General features: G+C 60.9%; 17 protein-coding genes. 10 read left to right on the top strand and 7 right to left on the bottom strand.

The window, feature by feature from the left end:
* Nucleotides 1-2 precede the first annotated feature (2 nt).
* From AADW23_RS16775 to AADW23_RS16735, 9 genes are all read left to right on the top strand, one after another.
* Complete coding sequence (locus AADW23_RS16775; protein WP_341862089.1) at nucleotides 3-1,163, top strand: Gfo/Idh/MocA family oxidoreductase; 1,161 nt, start codon at nucleotides 3-5, stop codon at nucleotides 1,161-1,163.
* A 2-nt stretch (nucleotides 1,164-1,165) separates the two neighbouring features.
* Nucleotides 1,166-2,080, top strand: coding sequence for a sugar phosphate isomerase/epimerase (locus tag AADW23_RS16770; protein ID WP_341862088.1), 915 nt, complete (start codon nucleotides 1,166-1,168; stop codon nucleotides 2,078-2,080).
* Between the two features lie 49 nt (nucleotides 2,081-2,129).
* Nucleotides 2,130-3,146, top strand: a complete 1,017-nt coding sequence (locus AADW23_RS16765; protein ID WP_341862087.1) for an ABC transporter substrate-binding protein — start codon at nucleotides 2,130-2,132, stop codon at nucleotides 3,144-3,146.
* A gap of 96 nt (nucleotides 3,147-3,242) precedes the next feature.
* Nucleotides 3,243-4,733: a sugar ABC transporter ATP-binding protein gene (locus AADW23_RS16760; RefSeq protein WP_341862086.1), complete on the top strand. Its 1,491-nt coding sequence runs from the start codon at nucleotides 3,243-3,245 to the stop codon at nucleotides 4,731-4,733.
* Entirely contained in the window at nucleotides 4,730-5,668 is a 939-nt protein-coding gene (locus AADW23_RS16755; protein ID WP_341862085.1) for an ABC transporter permease, read from the top strand. The genes AADW23_RS16760 and AADW23_RS16755 overlap by 4 nt, the downstream gene beginning before the upstream one ends.
* Nucleotides 5,665-6,681 carry an ABC transporter permease gene (locus AADW23_RS16750; protein ID WP_341862084.1) on the top strand — a complete coding sequence of 339 codons (1,017 nt, stop codon included), beginning with the start codon at nucleotides 5,665-5,667 and terminating at the stop codon, nucleotides 6,679-6,681. The genes AADW23_RS16755 and AADW23_RS16750 overlap by 4 nt, the downstream gene beginning before the upstream one ends.
* A gap of 2 nt (nucleotides 6,682-6,683) precedes the next feature.
* On the top strand, nucleotides 6,684-7,757 hold the full coding sequence (locus tag AADW23_RS16745; RefSeq protein WP_341862083.1) for a Gfo/Idh/MocA family oxidoreductase: 1,074 nt from the start codon (nucleotides 6,684-6,686) through the stop codon (nucleotides 7,755-7,757).
* Entirely contained in the window at nucleotides 7,754-8,878 is a 1,125-nt protein-coding gene (locus AADW23_RS16740; protein ID WP_341862082.1) for a Gfo/Idh/MocA family oxidoreductase, read from the top strand. The genes AADW23_RS16745 and AADW23_RS16740 overlap by 4 nt, the downstream gene beginning before the upstream one ends.
* 14 nt (nucleotides 8,879-8,892) lie before the next feature.
* Complete coding sequence (locus tag AADW23_RS16735; protein ID WP_341862081.1) at nucleotides 8,893-9,906, top strand: Gfo/Idh/MocA family oxidoreductase; 1,014 nt, start codon at nucleotides 8,893-8,895, stop codon at nucleotides 9,904-9,906.
* Between the two features lie 71 nt (nucleotides 9,907-9,977).
* Here the strand turns inward: AADW23_RS16735 and AADW23_RS16730 are convergent, their stop codons facing one another.
* The 7 genes from AADW23_RS16730 to betI form a co-directional block, all read right to left on the bottom strand.
* Nucleotides 9,978-11,609, bottom strand: coding sequence for a glycosyltransferase family 39 protein (locus AADW23_RS16730; RefSeq protein WP_341862080.1), 1,632 nt, complete (start codon nucleotides 11,607-11,609; stop codon nucleotides 9,978-9,980).
* A complete protein-coding gene (locus tag AADW23_RS16725) occupies nucleotides 11,606-11,923 on the bottom strand; it encodes a lipid-A-disaccharide synthase N-terminal domain-containing protein (RefSeq protein WP_341862079.1) in 318 nt (105 codons plus the stop codon). The genes AADW23_RS16730 and AADW23_RS16725 overlap by 4 nt, the downstream gene beginning before the upstream one ends.
* Nucleotides 11,924-11,925: 2 nt before the next feature.
* A complete protein-coding gene (locus tag AADW23_RS16720; RefSeq protein WP_341862078.1) occupies nucleotides 11,926-12,678 on the bottom strand; it encodes a glycosyltransferase family 2 protein in 753 nt (250 codons plus the stop codon).
* A 353-nt stretch (nucleotides 12,679-13,031) separates the two neighbouring features.
* Nucleotides 13,032-14,702, bottom strand: coding sequence for a choline dehydrogenase (gene betA / locus AADW23_RS16715; RefSeq protein ID WP_341862077.1), 1,671 nt, complete (start codon nucleotides 14,700-14,702; stop codon nucleotides 13,032-13,034).
* Entirely contained in the window at nucleotides 14,703-16,148 is a 1,446-nt protein-coding gene (gene betB, locus AADW23_RS16710; protein ID WP_341862076.1) for a betaine-aldehyde dehydrogenase, read from the bottom strand.
* Between the two features lie 22 nt (nucleotides 16,149-16,170).
* A complete protein-coding gene (gene betC / locus AADW23_RS16705; RefSeq protein ID WP_341862075.1) occupies nucleotides 16,171-17,691 on the bottom strand; it encodes a choline-sulfatase in 1,521 nt (506 codons plus the stop codon).
* A complete protein-coding gene (gene betI, locus AADW23_RS16700; RefSeq protein ID WP_341862074.1) occupies nucleotides 17,688-18,245 on the bottom strand; it encodes a transcriptional regulator BetI in 558 nt (185 codons plus the stop codon). Before betI ends, betC begins: the two co-directional genes overlap by 4 nt.
* A 107-nt stretch (nucleotides 18,246-18,352) precedes the next feature.
* On the opposite strand from betI, the gene choX reads away from it, so the two are divergent.
* Nucleotides 18,353-19,297 (top strand): choline ABC transporter substrate-binding protein, encoded by a 945-nt coding sequence (gene choX, locus AADW23_RS16695; protein WP_341862073.1) that lies wholly within the window; start codon nucleotides 18,353-18,355, stop codon nucleotides 19,295-19,297.
* Nucleotides 19,298-19,518: the final 221 nt, after the last annotated feature.

Genomic DNA, 19,518 nt, shown 5'->3' with positions numbered 1-19,518 from the left:
TTATGACAGATTTTTCAGGCATCGGCGCGGCTGTTGTCGGCACGGGTTTTATCGGAACCGTCCATACGCAAGCCCTGCGTCGGTTGGGGGTGCAGGTGCGCGGTGTCTTAGGTTCTTCGGCATCTCGCGGGGCTGATCGGGCAGCCGAAATGGGCGTGGCGAAGGCCTACGGCGACCTGGATGAATTGCTGGCCGACGACGGCGTTGATGTCGTCCACGTGACCTCTCCGAACCACGCGCATTACGCTCAAGTCTTGGCAATTTTGCGGGCCGGAAAGCACGTGATCTGTGAAAAGCCCTTGGCGATGACTTCGGCGGAGAGCGCCGAAATGGTTAAGGTCGCCCGCGCCTCAGGCAAGGTGGCGGCGGTCTGCTACAACATTCGCTTCTATCCGCTGAACCAACAGGCCCACGGGATGGTCGCTGCCGGGGATCTCGGCGATATTCGTTTTGTTTCAGGCCATTACCATCAGGATTGGCTGGCCAAGGATACGGACTGGAACTGGCGGCTTGTCGCAGATGAGGGCGGCAAATTACGCTCGGTCGGGGATATCGGCACCCATTGGATCGACCTGACCAGCTTCGTGACGGGCCTGAAGGCCGAGGCCGTGATGGCCGAACTGGCCACGTTTATCCCGGAACGCCAAAAGCCAACCGGCCCCGTCGCGACATTCTCCAGCGCCGCCGGCGCGACGGAATCCGTCCCGATTGCCACCGACGACGCGGCGATGATCGTCATCCGCTATCCCGGCGGTGCGCGGGGCGTGATGTCCACGTCACAGGTTAACATGGGCCGTAAAAACTCGCTGCAATGGGATGTGGCGGGGGCCAAAGCCTCTGCCGCGTGGGACAGTGAGACGCCGGACCACCTGTTCATCGGCCACCGAGATCGCGCCAATGAGACGTTAATGCGAGACTTTACGTTAATGAATGACGCGGGCGTGGCGGCGGCGGCTTTGCCCCCCGGCCATGTGGAAGGGTTTGCCGATAGTTTCTTCAACTTCTTTCGGGCCGTGTACGCGGACGTGGAAGCGGGGGGACGGCAAGAAAACAGCACCTGGGCCACCTTTGAGGATGGCCACTATGAGATGCGGTTCTGCGATGCGGTCGTGCTGTCGGCCCGCGAAGAACGCTGGGTGCGTTTGGATGAGGTTGAGGGATAATCATGGAACTGGGAATATTAACCGCGCCGCTGGAAGATATGGACCTGATGGACGTCGGCGCTTGGGCTGGGTCCAATGGTTTTTCGGCGATGGAGGTGGCCTGCTGGCCCGCGTCCGGCGGAGAAAGACGTCGCTACGCAGGCACGTCGCATATCAATGTGGACGGTCTTGGCAAGAGCCAAGGTGCTGATATCAAGGCGGGTTTGGCAGAGCACGGGGTAAGCATCTCGGGTCTTGGGTATTATCCCAATCCCCTCCACAAAGAGGCGGAACACCGCGATGAGGTGATCGGTCATCTGGTGAAGGTGATTACCGCAGCAAGCACCATGGAGGTGCCCGTTGTTAACACTTTCCTCGGCGGAGATCGCAGCCTGAACGTCGATGAAAACTGGGCCCGAGCGATCGAGATTTTCAATCCGATTGTGGCCCACGCCCAAGCATCCGGCGTGCGGCTGTGTTTTGAAAACTGCCCGATGATCTTCAGCTACGATGAATGGCCCGGCGGCCATAATATTGCCTACAGCCCGAAGATCTGGCGGAGGATTTTTGACCAATGGGGGGACGCCGTCGGGATGAATTTTGACCCCTCTCATCTGATCTGGCAGTTCATTGACCAAACCCGGTTCATTAAGGAATTCGGGCCGCAAATGGCTCATGTTCACGCGAAAGATGTGATGATTGACCAAGACGGGCTCTACGAGAACGGGACGATGTCCACGGGCATGGGGTGGCAAATCCCGCGCCTCTGCGGTCTGGGAGACGTGGATTGGAGCGGCTTTTTCTCAGGCCTGTACCGCGCCGGATACGACGGGCCGGTGATTATCGAACACGAAGATCGAGATTTCGAGGGCACGGAAGATCGCGTTAAGCGTGGCTTCCTTCTGGCCCGCGATGTGCTGACGCCCTACATTAAGTAGGGGCCATAACTAACTGAGAAGTATCGTTATTAATAGGGAGAAGAGACCAATGAAAAGACTTCTGACAACTGCCGCAGCGCTCGCCATGATGGCCCCTGCGGCCTATGCAGACGGCCATGGCGGCTACACCATCGGCGTCTCGAACACCGTGCAGGGCAACGGTTGGCGCGAGCAGATGATCTGCGCGATGCGCGCCCAGGCCGCCGCCGAGGGCGACGTTGAAGGGCTGATCGTGGCGCACCGCAACACCGACGCGGCGGGGCAGCTCGAAGACCTCAACAACCTGATCGAAGCGGGCGTTGACGCCATCGTTTTGAACCCTGCCAACCCCGACGCGCTGAACTCGGCGTTGGATGCGGCCATCGCGGCGGGCATCGTTGTGGTCGCCGTTGATGCGGGCGTTTCTGCGGAAGGGGCCTACATCCTGTCCAACAATCAGGAAGAATACGCCTACCTCGGCGCGCGTTGGTTGTTTGAGCAGATCGGTGGCGAAGGCGAGGTCGTTTACATGCGCGGCATCGCGGGCGTTTCTGCCGATACCGACCGGGACAACGGCTTCCAGCGTGCCTTGGCTGAATTCCCGAACGTCAGCGTCGTGCACGAAGTGTTCACCGGTTGGCAGCAGGATCAGGGCAAGCAGCAGATGTTTGACTTCCTCGCCACAGGCATCCCGTTTGACGGCGTCTGGACCTCGGGCATCGACAACGTGATCGTTGACGCGTTCGTGGAATCCGGCGCGCCGATGGTGCCGATTGTGGGCGCGGATAACGCGGGCTTCGTCCAGTACCTCAACGATATCGAGGGCTTTACGGGCGCTGCCGTCACCAACCCCGGTTCTGTCGGTGGGGCGGGCGTTGCGCTTGCGGTCGACATCCTGAACGGCAACGCGCCAGAGGAAACGACGGTATTGGTTGATCCGGTCCTGTGGGAAAACTCCTCCGACGAAGGCCGCGAGACGATTGCGGGCGCGTTGAACCCCGATCTGGACCCGGAATGGCCCGTTTCCGTGTCGATCCCCGGCTGGACTGACTACACTATGGCCGAGATCATCGCCTGCGAAGGTTAAGCAACGGTTAAGCGGCATCCCAGCCGCATGAATCACGCCACCCACCGGGCCATGTGCTTGGTGGGTGGCAAAGAAACGAACAAGATCAGAGGCTTCATGGGCGGTACAGAACAAACAGCGCTGCTGGATGCGACCGGCGTTGCGAAGAGTTTCGGCGCGGTGCGGGCGCTGACGGACGCGAGCCTTCATGTGGCACCCGGCGAAGTTGTGGCCCTGATGGGCGCAAACGGCGCGGGTAAATCGACATTTGTGAAGATCCTCACCGGCGCGTTGCGCCCGGACACGGGACGGGTGCTGATCCGCGGCGAAAGCGCGCGCGTGGGCTCACCCGCGCAGGCCCGCCGCTCGGGCCTTGTGCCTGTGTATCAGGAGCCCTCGTTGATCCCGGACCTCGATGTGGCGGACAATCTGCGCCTCGGCGATACGCCCAAGGATGCCTTCCTCCATTGGGTTCATGAGCTTGGTATCAAGGGCGTGCGCCTTGACGACATGATCGTCGACCTGCCGCTGGCGACCCTGCGCATCCTTGATTTGGCCCGCGCTTTGGCAAGCCAACCCGATGTGCTGCTGCTGGACGAGCTGACGGCCGCGCTGCCCACGGATCTTGTGGAAAACGTGCTGCGCGTGGTGCGCGCGCAGGCTGACGAGGGGCGCGGCGTGATCTATATCTCGCACCGTTTCACCGAGATTGCCGAGCTGTGCGACAGCGCCACGGTGCTGCGCGATGGCATGACGGTGGGCGATCTGAAGATCGAACCGGGGGTTGAGGATCGCTGTGTGGAGCTGATGTTGGGCGCGAAGTTGAGCCTCGATAAACGCGACACGGGTGCGGCGCGTTTGAACAGCGGCGTGCCGCGGCTACGGGCCACGAATATTGCCATCGCCCCCAAGGTCTCGGATGTGTCGTTTGACCTGTATCCCGGCGAGGTTCTGGGCGTTGTCGCCTTGGAAGGGCAGGGCCAAGACGAGGTGTTTGACGTCCTTTCGGGCCATGTGAAGGCCACCGGCGGCACGCTGGAAGTGGACGGGGAAGTGATGAGCTTTGGCCACCCCGCAGACGCCATCGCGGCGGGCCTAAGCTTTGTGCCCGGTGACCGGGCTCATGCGCTTCTGCGCGAACGCTCGGTGCGCGAAAACATCGCTTTGCCGTTCTCCGCAAGGTTGCGTGATTGGGGGCCATTGAAGACCCGCAAGGAAAGGCAACGTGTTGATTATGCGATTGAAAAGCTACAGATCGACACCCGCGCCCAAGGGGAGGTGCAGCGCCTTTCCGGCGGTAACCAGCAGAAGGTGACCATCGCGCGGTGGCTGGCGCACGGGGTGCAAACGCTGCTGCTGTTCGACCCTACGCGCGGCATTGATGTGCGCACGAAGCGGCAGATTTATCCCCTTGTGCGGGAGCTGGCCGACCAAGGTGCGGCAGTGTTGTTCTACACGTCGGAGCTTGAAGAAATCCCGTTGGCCTGCGACCGCGCCATCGTGATCTTTAACGGTCGGGTCGTGGACATGATCGACGCGGCCGACGCCACGGAAGAAACCTTGATGAGAGCGGCCTACGGGCTGACCGAAGGGAGTGTCGCGTCATGAGCCGTCTATTGCAAAAGAACGCCTGGACACTCGGGCTGGTCGTGCTGCTGGTCGTGTTGATGATCGTCACGAAGGTGATCCAGCCGTCGTTCGGGGTGACGGGGCTGGAAAGCCTTGCCCGCGCCGCGCTGCCATTCGCCTTTGCCACGGCGGCCATGGCGATTGTGGTGATCGTGGGCGGGATCGACCTGTCGATTGCCTCGATGATGGCCGTTTGCGGGGTGACTGCGGCGGTGCTGATGGAAAGCATGGGCGCGGTGCCGGCGGTGGCTATCACCTTGGCCGTGGGCCTTGCGATGGGCGCGTTGAACGGCGGGTTAATCGTGTTAACGAAGGTCCCTGACATTGTCGTGACCTTGGCGATGTTGTTCGTGTGGGAAGGGGTGGCGCTGCTTATCCTGACCTCTCCGGGGGGGACGGTAGCGCCGGGATTGCGCGAGCTGATTGCCGGCACGATGATCCCGGGCATTCCTAATGCTTTGATCTTTATGGCGATTGCGGTGGCATTGGTCTGGGTGCCGATCCGCCGCGCCAAACTGGGTTTGTCGATCTATGCGGTAGGCTCGGACGAGCTGGCGGCGTTTCGGTCTGGCATCAATGTGACGTGGACCAAGATCACTGCCTACGGCTTGGCGGGTGTTCTCTCGGCTATGGGGGGGCTTTCGTTAATCATGTTAACCGGCATTGGAGAGCCCGTTCCCGGCCCCTATCTGCTCGCCTCCGTGGCAGCAGTCGTCTTGGGCGGCGTCGTGCTTGGCGGCGGGCGCGGCGGCCTGTTGGGCCCAATCATCGCCGTGTTCATCCTGCGGATCATCCGCACAATCCTGACCCTGGCCGCCGTTGATCCCAATGTGACCACCATCGTCGAGGGGGTCATCATGGTGGCCGTGGTGATGCTTGGCGCGGTTCTAACTTACAGGGGGGCACGCGGATGAGCGAGCAACCACGCATTCACGCCGACGCCGAGGTCGCCACGGGGCTCAAACGGTTCGGGCGTTTTCTGGCGGACAATCCGGTCGTGCCGCTGATCGTCTTTCTCGTCCTGCTTATTCTGGCGCATTTCTACGTGGTCATGCCCCTAAGGACGGGGCGCACCGGGGTCATTTCGGCCTTCTGGGTGAACAACCTGATCAAGTTCGCAATCCCGCTGGCGATGCTCGCGGCGTGCCAAGTGTTAACGATGTTAACCGCCGGCATCGACATGAGCGCGGGTATCATTGCAACCGTCGCGGCCTTCGTCTGTGCCACTCTTGGGCCGCTGATCGGGGTGACGCCCGCGGTTCTGGTCGCGCTTGCCGCCGGGGTGACGGCAGGGCTGGTGAATGGCTTTGGCGTCGGCGTTGTCCGCGTCCATCCGCTGATCATGACGCTCGGCACCGGGTTGATCGCGACGGGATGTTTGCAGGTCTACCAACGCTTCGTGATCTCCACCGGCACGTTGATCCCGGAAACGCTGGTCTGGCTTGGCACGGGCCGCACAGCTGGGATGCCGAACGGGCTGTTCATCTTCGTCCCCTTCGCGGTGGCGGTGCTTTTCCTGATGCGGTTCACCGGTTTCGGGCGGCTCCTGTTCGCGCTCGGCTCCAATGAGGATGCCGCCAAGCTGAGCGGAGTCCGATCTTGGCAGGTTTACTTGGCCCTATACGCGCTGTCGGGGCTGATCGCGGCCTTGGCAGGGCTGCTATACCTCGGCATGATCCGCACGCCGTCTTTGTCGCTGGCGAACCCCTTGCTGTTGCCAAGCGTCGCGGCGGCGGTCATCGGCGGCACCTCAATATTCGGGGGGCGGGGCAGCTTCGCGGGGGCCATCGTGGGTGCGCTGATCCTGCGCGTAATCGACACGATGCTGACCCTTCTGCAAATGCCCGAAGGCGCACGGATCGCGTTTTTCGGCCTTATCATCCTACTCGTCACAGCACTTTATGTGCGCATCACGGGAGCACGTTAACCATGGTTTACAAGGTTGTTGGCATCAGTTTCGACCACATGCACATGGGCGATTTGCTTCGAATGGTGGACGCCCACCCGAACGCAGAAATCACGGCGCTCTACGATCCGGATCGCGCCAAGATGCAGGGCGCGGCGGACACGTTCAATGTGCCCAAAGACGCGCTTTTCACCGATTTTGACGCCTGCATGGCGGCGGGCCCCTTTGATCTGGCGATCCTGTGCTGTGCCACAGCAGACCACGCATCCATGACCGAGCGTTTGGCCCCCCACGGCGTTCATATCCACGTCGAAAAACCTTTCGCTGACAGCGCCGACAACGCGCGTCGGATGATTGCGGCCATGGCCGGTACGGGCAAGATCATGTCGATCAATTGGCCGCTGGCTTGGGTGCAATCGCACCTGACCGCCAAGCGGTTAATTGAAGAGGGCGCAATCGGGGAGTTGCGCGAGGTTCACTTTTACGATGGCAATCGTGGGCCGTTGTTTCACCTCGCCGATAAGGTGGAGGTCTCGCCGGAAGAGGTCGAGGCGCAAAAGCCCGACAGTTGGTGGTACAAGGCGGCCTCGGGCGGCGGGAGCTTGCTGGATTACATGGGCTACGGGGCCACGCTCGGCACCTGGTACATGGATGGCGAAGCGCCGCTGGAGGTCACATGCAGCGTCGATGACACGCCGGGGATCGAGGTCGATCAACACGCCATCGCCGTGGTCCGCTACGCCCGTGGCCTCAGCAAGATGGAGACCCGTTGGGGCACCTTCACGGACCCTTGGACCGAGAATCCTCAGCCCACCTGTGGTTTCGTTTTCGTGGGCAGTGACGGGACGATCAGCAGCCCCGATTATGCGCAGGCCGTCACGGTCCAAACCCGCGCCCGGCCCGAGAAGCACGAAATTCCGGTCGATCCGCTGCCTGAAGAACGGGGCGATGCTATCGCCTATATCCTTGATCTGATTGACAAGGGCGCAGCGCCAGCGGGGCCTTTTGATCCGGCCCTTTGCCTGACGGCGCAAAGGATTGTCGACACCGCCGCCGCGTCGGCCGCCCAGAAACGCACGTTGGAGCTTTTGCCATGACCGAAGCCACTCAGGACGCGGGCGATAGCGATACCTATGCCTTGAAGGCCGCGGACTTGCCCGACATCGCTGCCCCCGATGTGGCCTACCGCCCGCCGATGCCCAAGGCTTATCGGCCCCAGATCGGGGTCGTTGGAACCGGCGGCATTTCCGGCGCGCACCTTGATGCTTACCGTGATGCCGGATGGGATGTGGCGGCGCTGTGGAACCGGACGCCGGAAAAGGCCCGCGCCAAGGCGGCCGAGTTTTGTCCCAAGGCGAGGATCGAAGACGATTGGCACGCGATCCTGGCCAATCCGGACATCGACGTGGTGGATATCACGCTTCACCCCGAGCATCGCACCGACATCACGCGGGCCGCATTGAAGGCGGGTAAGCACGTAATCAGTCAAAAGCCGTTCGTGACCGATCTGGATGTTGGGATGGATCTGGTGAAGCTGGCCCAAGACAAGGGCGTCAAGTTGGCCGTTAACCAGAATGGCCGTTGGGCGCCGCACTTTGCGTTCATGCGCGAAGCGGTGAGGGCCGGCCATATAGGAGATGTACTTTCTGTGCACATGGCCGTTCACTGGAACCACGGTTGGACCGCAGGCACCCCATTTGACGAAATCGAGGATCTGATCCTTTACGATTTTGGCGTGCATTGGTTCGATTTTATTAACTCTATCGTCGGTGAACGGGCCGAGGCGGTTTTTGCCAATGCCACACGCGGGGCAGGGCAGGCCAACAAGGTGCCGCTGTTGGCGCAGGCGATGGTGCGGGTCGACGGTGGTCAGGCCTCGGTCGTGTTTGACGGCGGCGTGCCCCACGGTCCCCGTGATACGACCTTTGTGGGCGGCACGGGCGGCTCGCTGGTATCCGACGGGCCGGACCTGAGCCAACAAGGCATGACTCTGACCACCCCTGAAGGCATCGCGCGGCCGCAGCTGGAGGGGCAGTGGTTCAACGATGGCTTCAAAGGCACGATGGGCGAGCTTCTTTGCGCCATCGAGGAAGACCGAGAGCCTTCCAACGGCGCGGCGGAAAATCTGCGTAGCCTTGCGATGGCCTTTGCCGCAGTGCGGTCCCGGATGACTGGCCGCGAGGTCGAGATCGGCGCCGCGCGGCGCTTGGAAAGTTAGAGGAAAGCAAAGAGATGCGAGTTTTGATCGTCGGCCTTGGAAACATGGGCCAAAGCCACGCCTTGGCCCATCACGCGGCGGATGGGGTGGAGGTGGTCGGCCTTGTTAACCGCTCGGCCCGTGACCTACCGGAAGCGTTGCAGGGCTATCCCTTGTTCTCCACCTTCGACGAAGGCATGGCGCAGCGCCCGGATCTGGTCGTGATTGCCACCTATTCTGACACCCACGCAGAGCTTGCCGAACGCGCCATGAAGGCAGGCGCGGATGTGTTCGTGGAAAAGCCGCTCGCCACCAATGTGGCGGATGCCGAAAGGGTGGTTAACGTCGCTCGCGAGATGGGGCGGAAATTGGTTGTGGGCTATGTCCTGCGTCATCACCCCAGTTGGATGCGGCTGATTGAAGAGGCTAGAGCGTTGGGCGGCCCCTATGTGTTTCGCATGAATCTTAACCAACAGTCCGACGGCGTCGCGTGGCAGACCCACAAAGCGTTAATGGAAACGACGTCGCCCATTGTGGATTGCGGCGTTCACTACGTTGATGTCTGGTGCCAGATCACCGATGCCAAACCCGTCGCCGTTCACGGTATGGGCCTGCGCCTAAGCGATGAAATCGCGCCGGAGATGTACAATTACGGACAGTTTCAGGTGTTCTTCGACGACGGTTCTGTCGGGTGGTACGAGGCGGGCTGGGGGCCGATGATGTCCGAAACGGCGTTCTTCGTGAAAGACGTGATAAGCCCTAATGGCGCGGTATCAATCACCGAGGCCGACAAGGCAGACAGCGCCGATATTGACGGGCACACCAAGGTTGGCGGGGTGCTGGTGCACCGTCCCGGCGGCGATGAGCTGATCTCGTTTGACGCGGAGCCGGGCCACCAGGAGCTCTGCGATGCCGAGCAGGCATTTATGCGTCGCGCGATTGCGGAGGATATCGACCTGAGCCGTCACATGGCCGACGCCGTCGCGTCCTTGGCCATTTGTTTGGCGGCTGATCAAAGCATCCGAACGGGTCAGCGAGTCTCGCTTTAAAAGGGCGTTAACCCGTTGTTTCAAGGGTGTTTTACCTGCCATCCGCGCAGGGTTTCCGTCACGCTGAAGCGCTATTGCCCACAGGGGTCAACATCGGCCGCTTGGCCGGGTGACACGAAGAGTTGCAAGCTCACGGGGCGGAAATTTCCGATGGAAACCCCCTCAACCACCACGCCCGTCGCGGTGGAGAGTTCAGGCACCAGCGCCGGGTCGATCCACGCGGCCCGCCCCTCGGCTTCGTTAAGGTAGGTCAGCGCCCCGTCGACGTCGGTCAAGATCGTGTCTGTGCCCAACCGGAACACGGTCGAGGGTTCCGCGTATCCCGCCACAGCGACGGGGCCGCCAAAGCATGAATTTTGCGCCATGACTTCGGCCAAACGGTCCGCGATCCAGAAGTCCCGCGCGCCGGGTAGCGACACGGCGGTCAGCGTCCAGCCAAGCAACACGCCGCTGATGGTCAGCGCGATCGCGGCTTTCGGGATAACGCCGCGCCAAAAGTGCCACAATCCCACCAGCGCAGCGAGGGTGAAGGCCGTGGCCCCCGCGATGGCCACAAGGTTAACGCCGTCCCCAAACCGGACCGGGGCAAGGATGGCGACGAGGGCGAAAAAGGTTAACGCGATTAACCACCCGAGCGACCCAAGCCCCATGATCCAACGACGCAAGGCAAAGCGGCCGTCATGCACTTGAATTAGGGCCGCAGCGACCAACAGCGCCAACGCGGGATAGAGCGGCAAGGTGTAGTGAACCAGCTTGACTGGGACCGCCTCGAGCACGATCCATCCGGGGATGAGCCAGCCAAGGATGAAAGCGATTTTAGGGTCCTTGCGCGCCGACCATGCAAAGGTAAGGCCGAGAGGGATCAGCAGGCTCCACGGGAAGAAGGTGAGCCATGCAGTCAGCACGTAGAAACCGGGGGGCGATGCGCCATGCTCGCCCCCGGCGGTGATTTTGTCGCCGAGGTCTGTCCCAAGGGAAGCGCCCCAAAACGCGCACTCCGTGGTGATCGTGATCGCGATGAACCATGGCGCTGCGAGAAGGACAAACCACAAGACGCCGAACACAGGGCGGAGACGGGCAAGCCAAGCGACGCCTCTGAACTGCACCGAAAGCCAAAGGATCGCGCCAATAACAGGCAGAATAACCATGGGGCCTTTCAGCAGAAACCCTGCCGCCAGCGCGGTCCAAAAGGTTAATGGCGTTAACCACTTGCGCCCGTCGCCCACCCACATCCGGCCCAACGCGCCCATGGCGAGGATCACCGACAGGACCAACGCGGCATCTGTCTTCGCGGTTCGGGCCTCGGCGTGAAACATATAGAGGCTGATGCATATGATCCCCGCAACCACCGCTGCGCGCCGCCCCACCAAGGGCGTGCCGGCCCAAATCATCGCCAAAGCCGCCATGGTCGCCGCGAGGTATGAGGGCAGGCGATGGACCCAAATCGGCGTTTCACCGGTCATGCCGGTGACCCAGATTGCAGCTGTCTGCGCCCAATAAATCAACGCCGGCTTGTTGTGGCGTGGGGCGTCTTGCAGGCGAATATCTATCAGATCTCCGGTCGCGGCCATTTGGCGCGAGGCCTGCGCAAACCGCGCTTCATCGCGGTCTTGAACCGGCAGGTCCGCCAGTCCGACTGCGAAACTCAGCAATGCGAAAACAAGCACGCAGAGCGGCGTGAAACGGGCGGTCAGAACACTCATGTCTGGTCGTGGGCCGCGTCCTTGGAGCGGTGGATAAGCATCAGATTTCGGGCGTAAACGATCACGCCCGTGGCTTGGCCAAAGATAAAGACCGGGTCTTGGCGGTAGATCGCATAGGCGAGCATCAACAGCCCCCCGCTGATCGACAAGTACCAAAAAGCGACCGGCACATATGAGGTTCCGGCCTTTTCAGAGGCGATCCATTGCACGATGAAACGCGAGGCGAAAATGCCTTGGGCAAGGAAACCAAGGCCGACCCACCAGAACTCGAACCAATTGTCGATGCCGAGGAAGCTGAACAGCCATTCTTGCATGGTTAACGCTCCTCCGGGCGGGAGATTTCAATCTCTTTCGAAAGCACTTTACGCCGCCGACGGATCAGCCAAGCGACCCCAAAAAGATCTGACAGGCCCACGATGGCGCGGCCAAGATTGGTGTATTTCGACGCGCCCGACACCCGCGGTTTATGGGCCACGTCGACATGGGCGATTTCCCATCCATCCCGTTGAAAAAGCGCGGGTAAATAGCGGTGCATATGGTCGAAATAGGGCAGGGCAAGATAGGCATCGCGGCGGTAGGCTTTCAACCCGCATCCGGTGTCGCGGGTGCCGTCCTTCAGCAAGACACCTCGGATCGTGTTTGCCGCCTTGGAGGCGACGCGCTTGGGCAAGGGATCATCGCGTTTCACGCGCTGCCCGGCCACCAAACCCAAAGTTTCAGGGCCATTCAGAAGCACGTTCAGCAGCTTTGGCAGCTCCTCTGGAGGGTTCTGTCCATCTCCATCGAGTGTCGCAATGATCGGCGCACGGGCGGCTGAAACAGCGGCGTGGACAGCGGCCGATTGCCCGGCAGGGCGCGGGTGGGTGAGTATGGTTAAATTCGCCCGCGGATGGGCCGCGCCAAACGCCCGCAGCGCGGCGCCGGTGCCATCGGTAGAGCCGTCGTCGGTGACGCAGATTTCAAACGCGCCGAAGGGCTCAGCCGCTGCCATGCATCCGCCGAGCAATTGCGGAACTGCATCGGCCTCATTCAACATGGGGATCGCAATCGCGAACCGGGGCGTGGTCATCTGGGCGCTCCTCAAGGGCGATTTCGACTTGGTTTAAGCCTATTTTCCTTGGGCAGGAAGGGGCGAATGGAGGATCGTAATCTTAACCGGCGCATTGACGCGTAAGGCTGTATGCGGTGAGGCAGGCTACAGCAGAGTAACGATGTTGCGATGCTGGAGCTGCGAAAGGACCGAGGCAGGGGCAGCTCTGCAGGAAGTGCTGTTGATAAACTTGTGGATAGTTGGCGGCATGATGGCCCCGATGAGAGATGATGTAATTCATTTTTTCAACTTCTCTCCACCTTCACTCGAGGAGATCCGGTCAAATATTCATCATTTGAGATATTTATCCACAAGCTTGCCGCTGGCCTTCGTCACTCGGCCGCCATCGTTTCCGCGTGCTTCTCGCGCTGTGCAGACTGCCATTGAGGGGCAATCCATGGCTCCAGATTTTCAGGAGGCAGCCGTTGACCCAAGATCGCGTCGGCTGCTTTTTCGCCGACCATGATCGACGGCGCATTGAGATTGCCGTTGGGAATCAGCGGGAACACCGAGCTATCCGCAAGGCGTAGCCCCTCCACGCCGATGACGCGGTTCTCCGGGTCAACAACGGACATCGGATCGTCTCGGCGCCCCATGCGCGCGGTGCCGCAGGGATGGTAGGCCGATTCCGCGTGTTCGCGGATTACCGCATCCAACGCTTCATCGGATTGCGCGTCTTCTCCGGGTTGGATCTCATGGGCGACGAACTCCGCCATCGGTCCGGTTGCAAAAATCTCTCGCGTCAGACGGATGGCGCGGCGGAAATCCTCCCAATCCTTGTCATGCGACATGTAGTTGAACTGAATCTTCGGGGCCTGCGCCGGGTCGTTGCTGCGCAGGGTGATTTCACCGCGCGAGGGGGACCGCATGGGACCTGTGTGGGCCTGAAACCCGTGGCCGCCGGGCGGCGTTTTACCGTCATAGCGGACCGCAATGGGAAGGAAATGATATTGGATATCAGGGTATTGCACGCCCTTGTCCGACCGGATGAATCCGCAAGCTTCAAAGTTGTTCGTCGCGCCCAAACCCGTCTTGGTAAACAACCACTGCGCTCCGACCAAAGCCTTGCCCCAAAGCGACCAATAGGGCGCGATCGACACCGGCTTGGAGGCCGAGAACTGGATATACATTTCCAGGTGATCTTGCAGGTTTTGCCCCACGCCAGGGCGGTCTGCGACCAGTGGAATATCGTGTTCCGCCAGATGCTTGGCGGGTCCAACGCCACTCAGCATCAAAATTTTCGGCGAATTGATCGCACCGGCGGAAAGAACCACCTCTGTGCGGGCCTTGATAAGACGCCCATCGGTCAGGCGCACGCCCGTGGCGCGCCCGTCTTCGATCTCGATTTTCTCGACCAAGCCGTTAACCATATCGCAGTTCGGCATTGCCAGCGCGGGCTTCAGATAGGCGCTGGCGGCTGACCAGCGTTTGCCTTTCCAAACGGTCATCTCAAACGCGCCGAAGCCCTCTTGGCGGTGGCCGTTGTAATCGTCGGTCCTGCCGTAGCCTGCCTCGGCTCCTGCGTCGATAAACGCCTGAAACAGAGGGTTCTTTCGCTCCCCCCGGGTAATATGAAGCGGACCATCCTTGCCACGATACGCGGGGTCTCCGGCGTCGCCATGCCAGTTTTCAGCGCGTTTGAAGTAGGGCAGAACGTCGGCATAGGACCAACCATCCGCGCCCATTTCGGCCCAGGTATCGAAGTCCTTTGCGTGGCCGCGCACGTAAATCATGCCGTTGATCGAGGAGGAGCCGCCAATAACCTTGCCGCGCGGGCAGGCCATGACACGGTTGTTCATATGCGGCTCGGGCTCGGTCACGTAACCCCAGTCGTATCGCTTCATGCCCATGGGGTAGCTAAGCGCGGCGGGCATGTTGATGAACGGCCCCCAGTCCGAGCCGCCATGCTCGATCACCAGCACGGATTTCCCGGCCTCGGACAAACGGTACGCAACCGCGCAACCCGCTGATCCTGCACCAATAACGACGTAATCCGCTTCCATTTAGAACGCCGCCTCTACCGGAGACATGCCGACGTAGACAGTCTTGAGTTGCGAGTAATGCTCAACCGCCGCACGGGAGTTTTCGCGTCCTACGCCCGAGCCTTTCATGCCGCCGAAGGGGACCTCGACCGGGGTCAGGTTATATTGGTTAATCCAGAGGCTCCCCGCGTCGATACTATGTACCACGCGGTGCGCGCGGGTCAGGTCAGCGGTGAAAACCGCGCCCGAAAGGCCGAGATCGGTGGCATTGGCGCGTTCGATGACCTCTTCCTCTGTCTCGAAATCGAGAACAGACATGACCGGGCCAAAAATCTCTTCCTGGGCGATGGCCATATCGTCGGTCACATCGGCAAAAATCGTCGGCTCAATATAGCAACCGGGGCGGTCCAACCGCTTGCCGCCGTGGATCAGTCGTGCTCCTTCCGCGATGCCTTTTTCAACGTAAGAACAGGTGATTGCGAGTTGTTCTTCACTCACCATTGGGCCGAAATTTGTGGCCTCGTCGCGCGGGTCACCGATGACGGCTTTGGCGGTGCGTTCTTGCAGGCGGGCAAGGAAGGCTTCTTTCATTCCCTTCTGAACAAGCACGCGCGTCCCGTTGGAGCAGACCTGACCCGAGGCGTAGAAATTCGCATTAATCGCCCCGGAAACGGCGCTTTCCAAATCGGCATCATCGAAGATCACGAGGGGGGACTTGCCGCCCAATTCCATCGTCGCGTGCTTCATCTGCGCGGCGGCGGCGGCGTACACTTTCTTGCCTGTAGCAGCCGAGCCTGTCAGCGAAACCTTGGCGGTGCGCGGGTCCTCGACCAGGGCGCGGCCGACCTCGCCGGCCCCCTGGATCACGTTGTAGACGCCAGCCGGAGCACCGGCCTCCACCAATATTTCCGCGACTTTCAAAGCACATAGCGGCGTCTGTTCGGACGGCTTGAAGACCATCGTGTTGCCGCAAGCCAATGCAGGCGCGCCTTTCCATGCCGCGATCTGGGTAGGGTAGTTCCACGCGCCAATGCCCACGCAAACGCCCAAGGGCACGCGCATCGTGTAGGCCCAATCGCCGCCCAGTTGCATGTGCTCGCCGCCCAAGCTGGCCGCGATGCCGCCGAAATACTCCAACGATTCCGCGGCGGATGTGGCGTCAGCCACCAGCGTTTCCTGGATCGGTTTGCCGGTGTCGAGGGTTTCCAGCTCGCTTAGTTCTTGGTTCCTCTCCCGAATAATGTCGGCGGCGCGGCGCAGAATGCGGCCGCGTTCCACGCCCATCAGAGCTGCCCATTCGGCCTGCGCGGCCTTGGCCGATGCCAAAGCGGCCTCTACCACGGCGGGGGTTGCGGCATGAACCCGCGCGATTTCTTCGCCCGTGGCGGGGAAAATGACGGGGATCGGGGTGCCAGCGGTATCTTCCAGATACGCGCCGTTCACAAAATGAGAGGCAGTCGGTTGCATCGTTCACCTAAAGATCGTGGAGCTATTCGCCCCGTGGAAAGCGTTGATTTTCCTCAAGAACATTGAGGTCCATGTGATTGCGCATGTAGCGTTCAGAGGCGTCGCGGAGAGGTTGGAAATCCCACGGATAGTAAGAGCCATTTCGCAAAGCCTCGTAGACGACCCACCGGCGGGCTTGGCTTTCGCGCACGTCTGCGTCGAAGGCCGCTAGATCCCATCGAGCCTCGGATTTGGCGCGAAGTGTCAGGCGCGTGCCTTGGTGTTCGGCGACCTCGGCCAAGTTTGTTAACTCTTGTGGGTCCGTGGACAGGTCGAACAATTGGTCTGGGTCCAAGGCGCATCTGGTGAATTTCCATGGTCCGTATCGTAGGGCCACCACCGGCGCGTAAGAGCCTTCGGCTGCGTATTCCATTGCAACGGGGCTGGTGCGCGTGCCGCCATTTCCTAACGGCATTAACGATTCGCCGTCGGTCCAAGGCATCACGTCTTCCATCGACACGCCCGCAAGGTCGCAAAGGGTCGGGCAGAGGTCGATGGTGGACACAGGATCGGTCACCAATCCCGGCGCCATCTCCGGCGCCGAGATCATGAGCGGCACACGGGCGGAGCCTTCAAAGAAGGACATCTTGAACCAAAGGCCCCGCTCCCCCAGCATATCGCCGTGGTCCGAGACGAAGACGATATGCGCCTCTTGCCCGGTGCGTTCCAACACATCCAGAATGCCGCCGATCTTTTGATCGAGGTAAGAGATATTGGCGAAATACGCCTGCCGTGATCGGGCGACATCGGCATCGGTGATCTCAAAGTTCTCCAGGTCATTCGCATCCAGAATGCGCTTTGAGTGGGGGTCTTGATCGTTGTAGGGGATCGGGCCGACTTCGGGCATCAAGTGCTCGCAATCGTTATATAAATCCCAGAACTCGCGACGCGCGACGTAGGGATCGTGGGGGTGGGTGAAACTGACTGTCAGGCACCACGGACGTGGGTCTTGCCCGCGCGACAGATCGTATAGCTTTTGCTCCGCCTCGAAAGCCACGGCGTCGTCGTATTCCATCTGATTGGTGATCTCGGCCACGCCCGATCCGGTCACGGACCCCATGTTGTGGTACCACCAATCAATCCGCTCGCCGGGTTTGCGATAATCGGGCGTCCAGCCAAAATCGGCGGGGTAGATGTCGGTCGTCAGGCGCTGTTCAAACCCGTGAAGTTGATCGGGGCCGACAAAATGCATCTTGCCCGAAAGCGCTGTGTAGTAGCCCGCCCGTCGCAAATGATGGGCGTAGGTGGGGATGGAGGAGGCGAACTCGGCCGCATTGTCATAAACCCCGGTCCGCGAGGGCAACTGCCCCGACATGAACGATGCCCGCGCCGGAGCGCACAGCGGAGAGGCGGTGTAGGCATTGGCAAAACGCGTGGATTTCGCGGCCAAACGGTCCAGGTTGGGCGTGTGCAACCACTGGGCGGGGCCGTCGGGGAAAAGCGTGCCGTTCAGTTGATCTACCATGAGGATCAATATGTTAGGCCGAGAATTAGGTGCAGTCATCGCAGGGCCACCTCCAGATAATCGGTGACGCGGGCGATGGCGGCTTCGGCGTCGGGCACGGTGGTGCCTATCAAAGCGTGACGAATATAGAGGCCGTCGATCAGCGCAGCGGTGGTGGTGGCGATGTTGGCGGCGTTATTCGTTAACGGTCTTAACGAATAGGTCAGATTGGACACCAAACGATGCTGGTACACACGCAAAAGCCGCGCGGCTTTGGGGTCGCGCTGCGCCATGACGTAGAAGGTTAACCACGCCGAGACGACTTCTGGGTGGAAGTTCTGCCCCCCGAAAGAGGCGCGCGCGATGGCCGTCAGGCGGCCTCGCGGCGTATCTGCCTTGGCCAGTTCAGCCCGAGCGGCGGTGCCAAACTCCCGAAGGATCGCACGCATGGCAGCCAACAAAAGCGCGTCTTTGGAGCCAAAGTAATGGTGCGCCAAGGCAGAGGACACACCCGCGGCTTTCGCGATCTGTCCAACAGTCACGTCCAACGACCCTCGCCGCCCGATCTCGCTGATCGTAGCGTTGACAAGCGCGTCTTTGCGTATAGCCATCATACCTATGCGGGGCACCGAGACACCTTCCTTGTTGCCATGTACCAGAAATATGTTTTTAATTGACTGGTCAATCAACAAAAACGACCAGACCCCAACAGGAGACTAAAATGACCCTTTTCCGCGCAACAGCGACCAGCGCCATGGCGCTTGCTTTGACCGCCGGTGCTGCGATGGCTGACGCCCACGCCGAATGTGGCACCGTCACCTTCTCGGATGTCGGTTGGACCGACATCACCGCGACGACGGCGGCGACCACCGTGGTGCTCGAGGCGCTTGGCTATGAAACCGACATCCTCGTGCTGTCCGTACCGGTGACCTACACGTCGCTGGCCGAAGGCGATGTGGACATTTTCCTGGGCAACTGGATGCCCACGATGGAGGCCGATATCGCCCCCTATCGTGAGGCAGGCACCGTCGACACCGTGCGCGCGAACCTTGAAGGCGCCAAATACACGCTGGCCACCAACGCGGCTGGCGCGGCGCTTGGCATCACCGATTTCGCCTCGATCGCTGCGGCGATGGATGAGCTGGACGGAGAGATCTACGGCATCGAGCCCGGCAACGACGGCAACCGTCTGATCATGGATATGATCGAGGCCGACGCCTTTGGCCTGTCCGAGTTTGAGGTCGTCGAATCCTCGGAGCAGGGGATGCTGGCCCAAGTCGCCCGCGCATCAGATCGCGACGAGCCTGTCGTTTTCCTTGGTTGGGAACCTCACCCGATGAACGCCAACTTTGACCTGACCTATCTGGAGGGCGGCGACGATTGGTTCGGCCCCGACCTGGGCGGCGCAACGGTCTACACCAACACCTCGGCCGGTTATGTGGATGCCTGCCCGAACGTCGGCGCCTTGCTGAACAACCTGTCGTTCAGCCTTGCCATGGAAAACGAGATCATGGGCGCGATCCTTGATGATGGTGAAGATCCCGCCGACGCCGCGACCGCGTGGATGTCCGCCAACCCCGACGCCGTTATGGCGTGGCTGGACGGCGTGACCACATTCGACGGTGGCGACGCCGCCGCCGCAGTGTCGGAAGCGCTGGGTCTTTGAGCCAAGTCTAAAGACAAACGGAAGGGCCTGCCTATTGGCGGGCCCTTTTGGCAGATGCCGACGCGCTAGGCGTCGGGCGACCCGCAATTCCTTAACGACCTCAAGAAGTCCGCCAATGCATGACTTCCCCAAACCTACAGGACGACCCCTGACATGACTTGGTTCAGCGATCTACGCGCATGGTGGCAAGACGACGGCATCTCGGAGTGCTCATTTCCCAA

The organism is Gymnodinialimonas sp. 57CJ19 (assembly GCF_038396845.1).
Lineage (GTDB): Bacteria > Pseudomonadota > Alphaproteobacteria > Rhodobacterales > Rhodobacteraceae > Gymnodinialimonas.
Note: the sequence above shows the minus strand (reverse complement) of the source record. Positions and strands in the feature narration are given on the sequence as shown.